Raw genomic sequence first — 13,968 nt, 5'->3', positions numbered from 1 at the left:
GGCAGGCAGATTTCATCCCGACATCAATACACATATTGATGAAAAGGTAAATATTGATGGCTACTATGTAAAAGCCATAGGGACGACAGGTAGCACATTAGAACCCTTTATACTCTATAAGGATGCGACATTTGGTGAGATATACTTTAAGAACAATGATTCTGTTCGGGAACAAAGACGGGCGAATACTGATTTAATGACTCAAATTTAACATTCAAAGCATGGATTCAATGGGTTTGGTGGCTATTATCGGATGAAAGGTGATACGATTGAAGTAGACCTTTACTGGAACTACATGCTTAGGGGAGTGCTTGTGAAAAGATTTTTTAAAGTTCTCGATAAAAATCATTTGCTTCTCTTTCAACAGATTTGGGTAAGTCCTGATGAGGCCGACGAGCCTGATGGCTGCCGCATTCTTTATGACTTCATTCCTGCACACAACCTCCCACCATCATCAAGTTTCAGAAACAAGCAACGAAGGTATTTATGGGATAATAAGAAAGATTGGAAAGCCTATAAAAGAAAGATAAAAGAGATGAGAAAGGGGAATAATGGGTAATGGTTAGTAAAGCATATACTTTATCAGTTGTTTTTTGTGGTAATAGTAAACGCTGTATGAGGCTCATCCTGCACGGTTTGCTTGCGAACCTTTCGGCTGGTAGGACAGGGTGGTTGTGCTGAAAAAAGTGGGATGGGTGAAGAAATACATGTTGTATTTCCCTTGGTTTGTTGGCTTAAAACCTCGCCCGCCCATTAACTCACAACTCAAAAACTAACCAACTTACACTAACTTTTTTGAGTTTCGTTATAACTTATCGGAAAATATTTGTAACTTTGCACACCAAATGTGTGACTTAGAAACCTTTAAGCTGGATGTCAAGGCGTTAAAACAAGGCAAAACCCTGTTGGAGTACGTGCTTGACGATAGTTTCTTTGAGGCCATCGACGCCCCCGAAATTAGGAAAGGAAAGGTGAACGTTGAGCTGCAAGCTACAAGAAACGGCGACCTTTTTGAGCTGAACTTCAACATAGAAGGTTCGGTCAGCATACCTTGCGACCTGTGTCTCGACGACATGGAGCAGGCCGTTAGCACAAAAGAACGGCTGATAGTGAGGTTTGGAGAAGAATATTCAGAAGAAGACGAACTGGTTGCGCTGGAAGAAGACCCTGGGGTAATCGACCTGTCGTGGTTCGTTTACGAGTTTATCGCACTTAACATACCCATCAAGCATGTGCACGCGCCTGGCAAATGCAACCCAGCAATGATAGACGTGCTGGACGCACATGCTGCCAACCGAAGTGGCAATGAGGATGAAGAAGAGGCGATTGACCCGCGCTGGATGAAACTGAAAGAAATAAAAAAACAATATTAAAGATTAAGACAAAATGGCACATCCTAAAAGAAGACAGTCCAAGACTCGTACACTTAAAAGAAGAACTCACGATAAAGCCGTAGCTCCCACACTGGCTCTATGCCCCAACTGTGGTGCTTATTACATTTATCACACGGTTTGCCCCACTTGCGGACAGTACAGAGGTAAGGTAGCTATCGTTAAGGAAGAGGTTGCTGAATAATGGATAAGATTAATGCGATAATCTCAGGCGTCGCCGGTTACGTGCCCGACTATGTCCTTAACAACGAGGAGCTGTCGCGCATTGTCGATACCAACGACGAATGGATTACTACGCGTACTGGTATCAAGGAGCGCCGCATCCTCACGGAAGAAGGGCTCGGTACTTCTTATCTGGCCCGTAAGGCCGCCAAACTTCTGATGAAGAAGACGGGCGTTGACCCCGACAGCATCGACGCAGTTATCGTTGCCACCACCACTCCCGACTACATCCACCCCTCCACAGCATCTATCGTGCTGGGTAAGCTGGGCTTGAAAAATGCTTTCGCATTCGACTTCTCGGCTGCCTGCTGCGGGTTTATGTACGCCTTCGATGTGGCTTGCAACATGATACAAAGCGGACGCCATAAGCGCATTATCGTTATCGGCGCCGATAAGATGTCGGCCATCACCGATTATAAGGATCGCGCTACCTGTCCGCTCTTTGGCGACGGGGCTGGTGCTGTGATGGTGGAAGGAACTACGGAAGAAAACGTGGGCTTGGTAGACTCGCTGTTCTTGGCCGACGGAAAGGGCTTGCCTTTCCTTCATGTTAAGGCCGGCGGTTCGGTTTGTCCGTCTTCGCAGTTCACCGTAGACCACCGCTTACACTACACTTATCAGGAAGGCCGCACCGTTTATCGCTATGCGGTTTCGGCAATGGGCGACGATTGTACCAAGCTGATTGAACGCAATGGACTAACACCCAACGATATTAACTACCTTGTGCCGCATCAGGCCAACCTTCGTATTATCGAGGCGGTGGGTAAACGTATCGGTGTGCAGCCCGAACAGGTGCTGGTAAACATCCAACGCTACGGAAACACCAGTGCGGCATGTATGCCCTTGGTGCTTTGGGATTTTGAAAAACAATTGAAGAAGGGCGACAACCTTATCTTTACTGGCTTTGGTGCTGGTTTCGTTCATGGCGCATCTTACTACAAGTGGGCCTACGACGGTGCCGAAATGGCCGAACAAGGAAAGTAAAAACGGCACGTTTGCCCCAACTTTAATTGAATAATAACAAAGAAGACGCATCCTTAATTTCTTAAGATGCGTCTTTTTGAGCTTTATCCAAGCTCTAAACAAACACCTTTATCACAGCAACAAACATGCACAAAGCAGGATTTGTAAACATCGTTGGCAACCCGAACGTGGGCAAAAGCACGCTGATGAACCAGCTGGTGGGCGAGCGTATCTCCATAGCCACCTTCAAGGCGCAAACCACGCGGCACAGAATAATGGGCATTGTGAACACCCCTGAGATGCAGATTGTGTTCTCGGACACGCCCGGTGTGCTCAAACCCAACTACAAGTTGCAAGAGTCGATGCTGGCTTTCTCGGTGTCGGCACTTAGCGATGCAGACGTGTTGCTGTACGTTACCGACGTGGTGGAAGACCCAGAGAAGAACGCCGACTTCTTGGAGAAGGTGCGGGGCATGAAGATTCCCGTGCTGTTGCTCATCAATAAGATTGACGAGAGCGACCAAAAAACTCTCGGCGACATTGTGGAGCGATGGCACGCGTTGCTGCCCAAGGCCGAGATATTGCCCATTTCGGCCAAAAACAAGTTCGGAACCGACCTCCTACTGCGCCGAATACAAGAGCTGTTGCCCGAATCGCCGCCCTATTTCGACAAGGATCAGCTAACGGATAAGCCTGCGCGTTTCTTCGTTAGCGAGATAATTCGCGAGAAAATACTGCTCTATTACGATAAGGAAATACCCTATTCGGTGGAGGTTAAGGTCGAGCGATTTAAGGAAACAGAAAAGAAAATACACATCAACGCCGTTATATACGTTGAGCGCGAAAGTCAAAAAGGCATCGTTATCGGGCATCAGGGCGTGGCGTTGAAGAAGGTTTCTTCGGAGGCACGAAAAACGTTGGAAAGGTTTTTCGACAAAGAGGTGTACCTCGAAACCTTCGTGAAAGTTGATAAAGACTGGCGAAGCTCGAAGAAAGAACTCGACAGTTTTGGCTATAACCCCGAATAAGACGTTTCTCGTGAGCCACGTGTAAGCCGAATTTGGCCCCGCATGGCACGCTAACACGCTTTTTCGACGATTAAGAATTTACATTTATGGCAAACTTAGTAGCTATCGTGGGACGCCCCAATGTGGGCAAGTCCACCTTATTTAATAGGCTTACAAAAACCCGTAGCGCCATCGTTAGCGATACCGCTGGCACCACGCGCGACCGTCAATACGGCAAGTGCGACTGGGCTGGGCGCGAGTTCTCGGTTGTAGACACGGGCGGATGGGTGGTCAACTCGGACGACATCTTCGAAGATGCCATTCGCCGACAGGTGCTCGTGGCTACCGAAGAGGCCGACTTGGTGCTGTTCTTGGTAGACGTGAACACGGGCGTAACCGACCTCGATGAGGATGTGGCGCAGATACTCAGGCGAACCAAGGTGCCCGTGGTGTTGGTGGTAAATAAGGCCGACAACAACGAGCAGATTTACGAGGCACCTGCGTTTTACTCGTTGGGTCTGGGCGACCCTTTCCCCATTAGCGCGGCAACAGGTAGTGGAACGGGCGACTTGCTCGACGCTGTTATTGCGCAACTAAAACCAGGCGAAAACGAAAATGTTGAAGATGGCATACCTCGTTTTGCTGTGGTGGGTAGGCCTAATGCAGGCAAAAGCAGCATCGTCAACGCCTTTATAGGCGAAGACCGCAACATCGTTACCGAGATTGCAGGTACAACACGCGACAGCATTTATACGCGTTTCGATAAGTTTGGTTTCGACTTCTACCTTGTTGATACGGCCGGGATACGCCGAAAAAACAAGGTTACCGAAGATTTGGAGTTTTATAGCGTAATGCGTTCGATACGTGCCATCGAGCATAGCGACGTTTGTATTCTGATGATTGATGCCACGCGCGGCATCGAATCGCAGGACATGAACATCTTCCAGCTTATTCAGAAAAACCAAAAGTCGCTGGTTGTGGTGGTTAACAAGTGGGACTTGGTGCCCGATAAAGACCAAAAGGTGATAAAGACTTTCGAGAATGCTATTCGCGAACGCATGGCTCCTTTTGTAGATTTCCCCATCATTTTCGCCTCGGCGCTTACCAAGCAACGCATCTTTAAGGTGCTTGAAACGGCCAAACAGGTATATCTTAACCGTAAGGCACGCGTGGGAACGTCGAAACTTAACGAAGTGATGCTCCCCCTTATCGAGGCTTATCCGCCCCCATCAACCAAGGGCAAGTACATCAAAATTAAGTATTGCACGCAGTTGCCCAACACGCAAATACCCTCGTTTGTGTTCTATGCCAACCTGCCGCAGTACGTAAAGGAGAACTATCGCCGCTTTTTGGAAAACAAGATACGCGAAAATTGGAACATGCACGGCTGCCCAATTAACGTGTTTATCAGACAAAAATAAGGTGTTGGGGATACGGCTTAGGCTTGTATCCCCAACTTGTTTTATGCTTTGGCCATGCCGTTTGCCGTTGTTTCTCGCGCACATGGCAGCAGGCCATTGCATAAAACTCCGTTACATTCCAACAACATAACTTGCTTATTACCAGAAACCAACTCCCAGCAAAGGCCAAACCCGATACGGTTTTGCTTTTTTCGAGCTAGGTTTCATCAAAGACTAAGCCCTGCTAGCTGGCAGAAAACTTCTGTCTGCAATTAAACTTTTGGGCCTGTTTCTAGTCTATTATGAAGGTGTTTAAATACACGCAAATATAAATAATGACCATTTAGTATATGAGAAAAATTTGTTTGAAAATCCACAAGTGGCTAGCGTTGCCCCTTGGAGTGTTTATGGCAATTCTATGTTTCACGGGCTTTCTGCTACTGGTGATAAAAGATATTTCCCCACTTTTGGGCATGGAAGAGGGCGTTGAACCTTTCTATAAGGCCGTTAAGCAGTTGCATCGCTGGCTCTTTATGGTGCCAAACAATCCCCACGGCGGACTTTCGGTTGGCCGAGTAATTATGGCCGTATCGTCTATGTGCATGGCGCTTGTGTTGTTAACGGGCGTTGTTGTTTGGTGGCCCAAGAGCAAAAAGATGCTGAAAAGCCGTTTAAAGGTGAGCACAAACAAGGGCTTTCGCCGATTTGTGTATGATACGCACGTGTCCTTAGGCATCTATGCCTTTGTGTTTCTGTTCCTAATGGCCATTACTGGTCCTGTATTCTCGTTCGGTTGGTACAGGCAAGGCATGTCGAAACTCTTCGGGCAGAACACCGAGAAGATGGAAAACAAGATGCCCAAAGCGGGCGACAAACCGACTGCTGCAAAAGAAAATGCCTTTGCTAATGGTAAGATGGAGCAAGCGAAGGAACAAACACAGCCGCAAGCGGGTGGGGCAAACGACACAAAGAAAGAAGGTGACGGCAAGAAACCTGGCGGAAAGAAACTTTTCAAATCGTTGCACACAGGCAAGTGGGGTGGTTGGTTCTCAAAGATACTTCATGCGCTTGCCGCACTTGTTGGCGGTTTCCTGCCTATCAGCGGCTACTATCTGTGGTGGAAGAAAAGGCAAGGAAAACACGCAAAGTGTTAAGGCTTGTGCTGCGGATGTACGTTCTGTTCATACTGTCATCCGCGTAAAGCACAGGTTCTAGCGGGTGTTAAGGGTTTAAAAGGGAAACCCCAAATCTCCCAATCTGCTACCAGCAAGCAACAAACCACTGGCAGAAAAGAAAAAGCCCCTGGTGGTCTTTTGTACGCATTGCCTTTCAAATGCTTACTTTTGCATTCGTAATGTACTAGGGGTAGAAGTGTTTTAATCCTGTGTCACCTTTCATTTCTGTTATTGTCCGCTAAAACTTTTATGTCCATTCCGCATGCTATAAAAGTTTTAGCGGACAACTATATTATAGAATTGCCATTCTGTATTAATGCTATGCTTAAACGCAAATCAGCCAATTGTTTATAGCATCAACTGCGGCTTAATGTTGCTAAGCAGTGTTGTGTTTAAGTAAAAAATGCCATTAGCGTTTATCTTTCAATCCAAATCGGGCATTAAAGCCGCTTAGATTTTGTGTATTGTTGAACATCTTGTTTGTCTTATTCATAAAGTCGTAGCGGACTACGTCAAGAGAATAAGGCAGGCAAGATGCCGACAAGCAAACGAGAGGTGTACAGGAAAAAAATGCAAACAGCTTAAAATATTTGATAAGCGACCTAATGCCCAATTTGAGTTTAAGCTTTCTCTTCTGAGTAACTATTCAGCGATAAGGTGTGTTCGCTTTGTTAAAACGCGTGAAAGTATTTTACAAAACACATTCTTTTCGCCGCCCTTTCTAGCGAAAATAACTACCCCAAAGCACCCAATTTGCACCTATTTTCAACCTTTCATATTTTATTTTTACGCCATTTTTGAGCGCATCACCTGCATTTAGCACCACTTTGCCTTTCTAGTTGGTCGCCTGCCTGCAAATTTTCACTGCCCAAAAACGCCTTTTAGTGGTCAAAATATCACTTTTTATAGCACTTTTATCCGCTAATAGCATCGGTTTTTCATCAATCGTAGACCAATAAACCCAACATGCAGCGTGCATCATTATACATTTTGCCTTGCGTTTTGCTACATTTTGTCTTGCGTTTAGCGGCGTTTTACACTGCGTTTTGCTGCATTTTACCTTGCGTTTTGCTGCATTTTACCTTGTATTTAGCAGCATTTAGCACTGCGTTTTGCTGCTAATCGCAATGCGATTTGCCCCAAATAGCACTACTTTTGCCGCTAATTGCCCACCATCCTGTATAATAATAGCTTTTATGCAATGTTTATCCAGCTTTCACCACTTACAAACTAACCCCATTTTTCATCAAAACAAACCTCCGCGAGAATCGATTATTTGCGGTCGGGTGGACGATTGGTTGATGAAAACGGTACTCATAATGTTAAATACTGAGCTGAAAATTTTACATAGGTTTGCGCTGATATGACTTCATCTTTAAGTCTTCGTCAAGAAAGAATAGCATGTGTTTACCAATCATTCGCCGTTGCATCGATATGTTATTCTTCTGTGGGTTAAAATCGTCTAAGGTTATAATTAAATTCATACCGAGATATTAGTCTTTTTCTCTATTCCCAATACGCTAACATATCCTAGACTATAACCTTATTTCTGAGAATGTCATAACTCTCTTATTCATAATGAATAATGCTCTTTGAGGTAGGATTTTTATCTTGCTTATATAGATTTTTGTACAAAAAGAAACATATAATAAGGATTTTATATATCTTTGTAGCCAAATATCTAGTTCATCTGTGTGCAGGTGTGCGTTATAAAGAGTTCAACTTTTAATAATGAGCGTTTGATATATTGTCTTATATCTGAAATATGTAAAATTTAAACTACCAAAGACAATAGGCAGTACGCTCACGCTAGGGATTAATGTACCCTTATCAAAGGCTATAATATACCTCACAGCGTGGACTATTGTTTGTTGTTTGGTAGTGGGTATTGCAGAACCTCAGATAAGACAACATACAATAGTTCCCACGCTTTTCTATTTACTAACCGCTTACTTCTGGGAAACAGTTGGCATAAATTGTTTGTCAAGACAAATGACCATGAACAATCTATTATTAAACGAGCGGCTGAGACAGTTGTATCAAGGTTACTGGAACAAGTTCTGTAAGGAAGTAAAGGAGTCGGGTACCAGTATCGGTTATCCTTTCCTGTTGTCAACTTGTCAATGGGAAGGGGATGTACCTACGGAAAAATGGTACGCTAATAGCGACTTAAAGGTGATGATATTCGGACAAGAACCGAACAAATGGTATGGCATTGAAGGATGCGATGACTTTAACTCAGCATCTCAGTTCTATACAGGAGATGAACCTGAGACCGTAGAAACCATTATGTCAGCTTATGAGAACTTCTATGCAACAAATTATTTGCTCAATGGCAACAAGTGGTATTTTGATGAGAAAGGACGAAAAAACACTTTCCATGCTAAGGGTATCAATAACTTTATGTCCCAGCTTGATGAGATTGTGCACACCTTTAATCCCAAACTTCGTACAGTTTGTATGTGGAATAACATCAGTAAATTATCTACCATTGATGGTAAGCCAGTAGATAATTGTACTCATAATATTGAAAGACATTTCCTGTCGAGTATCATTGCCCAGGAAATAGAAATACTTCAACCCGACATCATTATCTTCTTAACAGGACGTTATGATACCTACATCAAGGAAAATCTTGGTTTGACAGACGAAGACTTTATTCCTTTTGATGGGTTCCCGGTACACGATGTCGCAAAGGTTACAATACCAGGCGTAAAGCTCGCTTACCGTACCTGCCATCCCAATGCCTACCCTAAGGCTAAACCTGACTATTATAGGTATGTTGAGGCAATCATCTATGACATTCATTCTAATTTTAATAACTTAATAAAGTAAATGCACTATGGGAAAGAAAGGATATTTGCAAATGGATTTCTGTTAATGTACAATATCCTGATTTCGCGATAAAGAATGGTATATAGGGTTAGTTGGTTGTCTGTGTTGTTGTTCTTAAATAAGAGACGGTTGAAAATGCAAAAGTAGCAAGAAGTATCGATTCTATCAGATAAACAAGTAAGACAACACGATGAAAAGTCAAGATAGAAATGCTGTAAGTTAACATATAAATCGTATGAATCATGAGCAAGTGTAGATATTGTGGAAAGGAATATGATGGTGGCGGATTGTGGGACGATGGTTTTTGCTGTGGTAGATGCCGTAGTTTGGCAAGGAGCAGGAATGTAGCGGGCAAAACCCCAAGGGGATGTCTCTATATAATCCTTTTTGTCATAGCTTTTATGTCAATCATCTTTTTTTTCAGCCCTGTCATTTTAAAGCATATGGAAAAGTATGAAGAAACTAAAAGGCAAAATACAGAAATAAAATCAAGTAAGGTGAAGAAAAAAGGAAAAAAGTCAAATTGGCAAGTAAAGGGACGGAACAAAGAGCAACCAATCTCTGAGACCTCTTCAACTGAAAAGCCTGAACAGGGAGTAGAAGAAAACTATTCTGATGTATCGAATGAAGGGGGCGTCTCAGAAGAGAAGATAAGTGTGACGAAACAAAACGAGATGACTCCTATAAACGAAGAGACTGAGTTTTCTGAGTAATGATGCTCTGTTACACTAATCAACAAACAAAGCATTATGGTTCTGAACGTGTTTGTTAAAACGTTTAGGATAATAATGCTTTGATATATGAAGAGTAATGGAACATATAAGTAAACACCTCATTAGAAGTTGAGAAGAACGTTAACTGCAAGTACGTTGTGAAAATAAATCGCCCCATTGTTTTATGAATGATAGAATTTCAAGTGGTGCAAAGTATTCTATGCGACATCTTTCATAAACCGCGAGGTAACAAATTGGCAGTAATATGCTTGCCGCTGCCACTAGACGAATGCGTGTGTTTCTTGTGTAAGTTGCTTTTCATAAAGTTCTTTGCCCTTATTTCCTGATTGATATGGCGGTTTGTACTCCCCCCTCCCCTAAAACATTGTTAGATAATGGAAAATAGCGTTGAAAGGGCGTTGTTGTAAATAGATAATTCGTATCTTTGCGCTATAAATTAACAGGATAGCGAACAGATGAAGAAACTATTTTACTTTTTCGTGGCATTGCTGGTTGTGGGTTGTTCGATGGGGCCAGACCCTGGCGAGGTTGCTGCACAAGCGGCCAAGGAATATTACATGCAGCTATTGGCAGGCAAATACGAACATTATGTGGATGGGTTTTATCGGCCCGACAGCATTCCGCCAAGCTATCGCCGACAGTTGATAGACAACGCTAAGATGTTTGTGGGACAACAAAAAGCCGAACGGCGTGGTATTCTTGATGTGCGTGTGGTAAATGCCGTGGCCGATACTGCCAAACGTTCGGCCAATGTTTTCCTGCTTTTTGCCTATGGCGACAGCACCAGCGAAGAGGTTGTTGTGCCTATGGTGTTACATCGGGGTGTGTGGTATATGCGCTAACGTTGCCCCGATTGGTTTTGGCGCATTGCCGAGAGTTGGGCGTGAGTAAAAATAAAGCGCATGCCGTGTTGTGGCATGTGGCATGCTGCTAGATTTGCGCAAGCAACCCATTTGGTGCACAGAATAAACAGAATTACTTGCTGGCGGTAATGTTGGCCTCTTCGCGTTCTTCCACCTCTTTCACCTTTCTGAACAGGTCGGAGGCAAACACAAGGTCGTTTAGCTTTTGGTTTTTGCTGCTCATCACATCGTCTTTCGTGCCCTGCCATTCTTTCTTACCTTTGTAGATAAAGCAGATGTTTTCGCCAATGCCCATTACCGAGTTCATGTCGTGGGTGTTGATGATGGTTGTCATGCCAAACTCCTTGGTGATGCTCGACAGCAATTCGTCTATCACGAGCGAAGTTTTGGGGTCGAGTCCAGAGTTCGGCTCGTCGCAAAACAAATACTTGGGGTTTAGCACAATGGCCCTAGCAATGGCCACGCGCTTTTGCATTCCGCCCGATATTTCGCCGGGGAACTTGTCTTGTGCGTCGGTAAGGTTTACGCGTTCAAGACACTCTTGCGCGCGTTTTGTTCGTTCGCGCAAGTTCATTGTGGAGAACATGTCGAGGGGAAACATCACGTTTTCGAGTACCGAAAGCGAGTCGAACAAGGCTGCACTTTGGAAAATCATGCCCATCTCGCGGCGCATGTGCACCTTTTCGCGTTTCGACATCGTAACGAAGTTGCGCCCATCGTATAGAATCTCGCCCGAAGTGGGTTCGAGCAAGCCAACGATGTTCTTCATCAAGACGGTCTTTCCCGAACCGCTTTGTCCGATGATAAGGTTGGTTTTGCCTGTCTCGAATACGCAATCTATACCTTTGAGAACGGTCTTGTCCTCGAAAGATTTGGTCAGTTTCTTTACTTCAATCATTGTTTTTGCTTTTTAAGGGTTGGCCTTCGGGTTTGTTTTTCGCCGTTTCGTGGCCATCCGTTGCCCATTGGGGCGGGCTTTTCCCTCTCGTTTTACGATACCTAAAAACCTTTCCATCTTATTGTGGATTACAGGTGTGTAGCATGGCTAAGTTTAGCTGAGCATTTGTGTAAGGAACACATCCGAGAACAGAATGAGCACCGAACTGCTTACAACGGCATCTGTGCTGGCCTTTCCTACCTCTACCGAACCGCCTTCAACCGTGTAGCCGAAGTACGACGACACACTGGCGATGATGTAGGCGAAGAACAAACTCTTGACGATACTCATCCACATGAACCAGGGTTTGAACGCATGTTGTATGCCAAGGGTGAGGTCGTCGGGGGTGAGGATGTGCCCAATGTAGGCCGTGGCGTAGGCTCCGAGGATGCCCATTGCCGAACTGAATATCACAAGAAACGGCATGATGGTTACCAATCCTAGTATCTTGGGCAATATCAGGTACGAGGCCGAGTTGACGCCCATGATGTCGAGTGCGTCTATCTGTTGGGTAACGCGCATCGTTCCAAGTTCGGAGGCGATGTTCGAACCGACCTTTCCGGCCAAGATAAGGCACATGATGCTTGATGAAAATTCGAGCAACATAATCTCGCGCGTGGTATAACCCGACACCCAACGGGGCATCCACGGGCTTTGGATGTTCAGTTTCATCTGTATGCAGATAACTGCTCCGATGAAGAAAGATATGAGCAGCACGATGCCCACCGAGTCGACGCCAAGCTGTGACATCTCTTTAACGTAGCGTTTGAAGAACATCCGCATGCGTTCGGGACGCGAAAAAGAGCGGCCCATCAATATGAGGTATTGCCCAAGTGTGTTGAGATAGTTGAGTATCAACATTTTTTATCCTATATATAATATAATGTGTAAGCCTTTCGATCACTCTCCGTTTATCGGCAGGCAAGGTTTAAGTTCTTTTGTCGTTTGGCATGTTGTCGGCTGCAAAAACTTGTTTTCTCGTTGCCTTGTGCGGCCTAACTTATGCAAAGTTAGTGCCAATTGAGCGCAATGAAAATTTGTTTTCACATTGCCCGGTGCCGCCTAACTTATGCAAAAGTACGCAAATTATGATAGAAACAGCTATCTTGTGCGCGCTTTTTATTTCTTGTTACCACTTTTATGCCTACCTTTGCACCAAGGTTTTAATTTCAGAATATAAGGAAAAGATATGTCTACGAATGATTTTCAACTCAACAACCAGAACCACGAAGATACCCACATGGAACTGCGTGCCGAAGGACTTGTGAAACGTTATGGCAAGCGAACGGTGGTGAACGATGTTTCTATCAACGTTCGCCAGGGGGAAATTGTGGGGTTGCTTGGGCCTAACGGGGCAGGGAAAACAACCTCGTTCTATATGACTACGGGCTTGGTGATACCTAACGACGGACATATCTTTATCGACAACACCGAGATTACCGATTTCCCCGTGTACAAACGTGCGCGTGCCGGCATTGGCTATCTGCCGCAAGAGGCCAGTGTGTTTAGAAAATTAAGCGTGGAAGACAACATCATGGCCGTGTTGGAACTGACGGGAAAGCCGCGCCAATATCAGCTAGATAAGCTTGAAAGCCTTATTCGCGAGTTTCGTTTGGGGAAGGTGAGAAAGAACAAGGGCGACCAATTGTCGGGTGGAGAACGTCGGCGTACGGAGATTGCGCGGTGTTTGGCCATCGCCCCGAAGTTTATTATGCTTGACGAACCCTTCGCTGGCGTTGACCCCATTGCCGTTGAAGACATTCAGCACATCGTTTGGCAGTTGAAGTATCGCAACATCGGCATCCTTATAACCGACCATAATGTGCAAGAAACGCTTACCATTACAGACAGGGCTTACCTGTTGTTCGAGGGTAGGATACTATTCCAAGGCGCGCCCGAAGAGCTGGCTGAGAATAAAATCGTACGCGAGAAGTATCTGAGCAATAGCTTTGTGTTGCGCAAAAAGGATTTCCAAACGCTGGACGAGGAACGTCGCGCACGCGAGGGCGGACATTGAAGTGTGGGGCGTGGCGCGTTGTTGGTGGGGTGGAAGTTGGGCTTTGTCTCAACGCTCACTATTCTTACTTTTGCGAGCGTTTATGGTCGTTGCTTAGCAAGGAAAGATGCTATTCTGTTAACAGTTCTATTCTTTTTCGCTAAAAAGTTCGCAGAAAGTTTGTGTGTTTCCAGATAAATGTGTACCTTTGCACTCGCAAATCAGAAATGAGGCGCAAAATAAACATCGCGGAGTGGAGCAGTTGGTAGCTCGCCAGGCTCATAACCTGGAGGTCACATGTTCGAGTCGTGTCTCCGCAACTATATTAAAGAGGTGTAAGGAAATTCCTTACACCTCTTTTTCTTTTGTTGTTGTGCAGCTGTTGTTGGTAAGTCGTTCCGTTTGGGCGGATGTTTGTTTAACCCAATTGGTTATTAAGAAACTA

General features: G+C 44.9%; 15 protein-coding genes and 1 tRNA gene. 13 read left to right on the top strand and 3 right to left on the bottom strand.

What is annotated here, in order from left to right; genetic code table 11:
* From HMPREF0670_RS17295 to HMPREF0670_RS14695, 8 genes are all read left to right on the top strand, one after another.
* Positions 1-211, top strand: a 211-nt coding sequence (locus HMPREF0670_RS17295; RefSeq protein ID WP_232213949.1) for a hypothetical protein, incomplete at its 5' end; no start/stop codon positions are given.
* A 102-nt stretch (positions 212-313) separates the two neighbouring features.
* The gene (locus HMPREF0670_RS14725) at positions 314-559 is read left to right on the top strand and encodes a hypothetical protein (protein ID WP_157579675.1); all 246 of its coding nucleotides are present in this window, start codon (positions 314-316) and stop codon (positions 557-559) included.
* A 286-nt stretch (positions 560-845) separates the two neighbouring features.
* A complete protein-coding gene (locus HMPREF0670_RS14720; protein ID WP_009231935.1) occupies positions 846-1,373 on the top strand; it encodes a YceD family protein in 528 nt (175 codons plus the stop codon).
* 13 nt (positions 1,374-1,386) lie between these two features.
* Positions 1,387-1,575, top strand: a complete 189-nt coding sequence (gene rpmF / locus HMPREF0670_RS14715) for a 50S ribosomal protein L32 (RefSeq protein ID WP_009231934.1) — start codon at positions 1,387-1,389, stop codon at positions 1,573-1,575.
* Positions 1,575-2,597, top strand: a complete 1,023-nt coding sequence (locus HMPREF0670_RS14710; RefSeq protein ID WP_009231933.1) for a beta-ketoacyl-ACP synthase III — start codon at positions 1,575-1,577, stop codon at positions 2,595-2,597. The genes rpmF and HMPREF0670_RS14710 overlap by 1 nt, the downstream gene beginning before the upstream one ends.
* A 125-nt stretch (positions 2,598-2,722) precedes the next feature.
* Positions 2,723-3,604 carry a GTPase Era gene (gene era, locus HMPREF0670_RS14705; RefSeq protein ID WP_009231932.1) on the top strand — a complete coding sequence of 294 codons (882 nt, stop codon included), beginning with the start codon at positions 2,723-2,725 and terminating at the stop codon, positions 3,602-3,604.
* A gap of 86 nt (positions 3,605-3,690) precedes the next feature.
* Positions 3,691-5,004 carry a ribosome biogenesis GTPase Der gene (gene der, locus HMPREF0670_RS14700; protein WP_009231931.1) on the top strand — a complete coding sequence of 438 codons (1,314 nt, stop codon included), beginning with the start codon at positions 3,691-3,693 and terminating at the stop codon, positions 5,002-5,004.
* 386 nt (positions 5,005-5,390) lie between these two features.
* Positions 5,391-6,137 (top strand): PepSY-associated TM helix domain-containing protein, encoded by a 747-nt coding sequence (locus HMPREF0670_RS14695; protein ID WP_232213948.1) that lies wholly within the window; start codon positions 5,391-5,393, stop codon positions 6,135-6,137.
* Positions 6,138-7,501: 1,364 nt separating this feature from the next.
* On the opposite strand, the gene HMPREF0670_RS16565 is transcribed toward HMPREF0670_RS14695, so the two are convergent.
* The gene (locus HMPREF0670_RS16565; RefSeq protein ID WP_157579674.1) at positions 7,502-7,642 is read right to left on the bottom strand and encodes a hypothetical protein; all 141 of its coding nucleotides are present in this window, start codon (positions 7,640-7,642) and stop codon (positions 7,502-7,504) included.
* 514 nt (positions 7,643-8,156) lie between these two features.
* Here HMPREF0670_RS16565 and HMPREF0670_RS14690 point away from each other — a divergent pair.
* From HMPREF0670_RS14690 to HMPREF0670_RS14680, 3 genes are all read left to right on the top strand, one after another.
* The gene (locus tag HMPREF0670_RS14690) at positions 8,157-8,993 is read left to right on the top strand and encodes a hypothetical protein (RefSeq protein ID WP_232213947.1); all 837 of its coding nucleotides are present in this window, start codon (positions 8,157-8,159) and stop codon (positions 8,991-8,993) included.
* 242 nt (positions 8,994-9,235) lie between these two features.
* Positions 9,236-9,706, top strand: a complete 471-nt coding sequence (locus HMPREF0670_RS14685) for a hypothetical protein (protein ID WP_232213946.1) — start codon at positions 9,236-9,238, stop codon at positions 9,704-9,706.
* A gap of 476 nt (positions 9,707-10,182) precedes the next feature.
* Positions 10,183-10,569 (top strand): hypothetical protein, encoded by a 387-nt coding sequence (locus tag HMPREF0670_RS14680; RefSeq protein ID WP_009231928.1) that lies wholly within the window; start codon positions 10,183-10,185, stop codon positions 10,567-10,569.
* A 133-nt stretch (positions 10,570-10,702) separates the two neighbouring features.
* On the opposite strand, the gene HMPREF0670_RS14675 is transcribed toward HMPREF0670_RS14680, so the two are convergent.
* A complete protein-coding gene (locus HMPREF0670_RS14675; RefSeq protein ID WP_009231927.1) occupies positions 10,703-11,488 on the bottom strand; it encodes an ABC transporter ATP-binding protein in 786 nt (261 codons plus the stop codon).
* A 153-nt stretch (positions 11,489-11,641) separates the two neighbouring features.
* The gene (locus tag HMPREF0670_RS14670; RefSeq protein WP_009231926.1) at positions 11,642-12,388 is read right to left on the bottom strand and encodes an MlaE family ABC transporter permease; all 747 of its coding nucleotides are present in this window, start codon (positions 12,386-12,388) and stop codon (positions 11,642-11,644) included.
* A gap of 328 nt (positions 12,389-12,716) precedes the next feature.
* Between HMPREF0670_RS14670 and lptB the strand changes: the two genes are divergently transcribed.
* The gene (gene lptB / locus HMPREF0670_RS14665; protein WP_009231925.1) at positions 12,717-13,544 is read left to right on the top strand and encodes an LPS export ABC transporter ATP-binding protein; all 828 of its coding nucleotides are present in this window, start codon (positions 12,717-12,719) and stop codon (positions 13,542-13,544) included.
* 226 nt (positions 13,545-13,770) lie between these two features.
* Positions 13,771-13,843 (top strand) — tRNA-Met (locus HMPREF0670_RS14660).
* Positions 13,844-13,968: the final 125 nt, after the last annotated feature.

The organism is Prevotella sp. oral taxon 317 str. F0108 (assembly GCF_000162415.1).
Classification (GTDB): domain Bacteria; phylum Bacteroidota; class Bacteroidia; order Bacteroidales; family Bacteroidaceae; genus Prevotella; species Prevotella conceptionensis.
This window is presented reverse-complemented; position numbering and strand designations above follow the sequence as displayed.

Coding starts and splice junctions, on each gene's coding strand:
- HMPREF0670_RS14720 (WP_009231935.1), top strand. CDS start 846: ATGTGTGACTTAGAAACCTTTAAGCTGGATGTCAAGGCGTTAAAACAA.
- rpmF (WP_009231934.1), top strand. CDS start 1,387: ATGGCACATCCTAAAAGAAGACAGTCCAAGACTCGTACACTTAAAAGA.
- HMPREF0670_RS14710 (WP_009231933.1), top strand. CDS start 1,575: ATGGATAAGATTAATGCGATAATCTCAGGCGTCGCCGGTTACGTGCCC.
- era (WP_009231932.1), top strand. CDS start 2,723: ATGCACAAAGCAGGATTTGTAAACATCGTTGGCAACCCGAACGTGGGC.
- der (WP_009231931.1), top strand. CDS start 3,691: ATGGCAAACTTAGTAGCTATCGTGGGACGCCCCAATGTGGGCAAGTCC.
- HMPREF0670_RS14695 (WP_232213948.1), top strand. CDS start 5,391: ATGGCAATTCTATGTTTCACGGGCTTTCTGCTACTGGTGATAAAAGAT.
- HMPREF0670_RS16565 (WP_157579674.1), bottom strand. CDS start 7,642: ATGAATTTAATTATAACCTTAGACGATTTTAACCCACAGAAGAATAAC.
- HMPREF0670_RS14690 (WP_232213947.1), top strand. CDS start 8,157: ATGAACAATCTATTATTAAACGAGCGGCTGAGACAGTTGTATCAAGGT.
- HMPREF0670_RS14685 (WP_232213946.1), top strand. CDS start 9,236: ATGAGCAAGTGTAGATATTGTGGAAAGGAATATGATGGTGGCGGATTG.
- HMPREF0670_RS14680 (WP_009231928.1), top strand. CDS start 10,183: ATGAAGAAACTATTTTACTTTTTCGTGGCATTGCTGGTTGTGGGTTGT.
- HMPREF0670_RS14675 (WP_009231927.1), bottom strand. CDS start 11,488: ATGATTGAAGTAAAGAAACTGACCAAATCTTTCGAGGACAAGACCGTT.
- HMPREF0670_RS14670 (WP_009231926.1), bottom strand. CDS start 12,388: ATGTTGATACTCAACTATCTCAACACACTTGGGCAATACCTCATATTG.
- lptB (WP_009231925.1), top strand. CDS start 12,717: ATGTCTACGAATGATTTTCAACTCAACAACCAGAACCACGAAGATACC.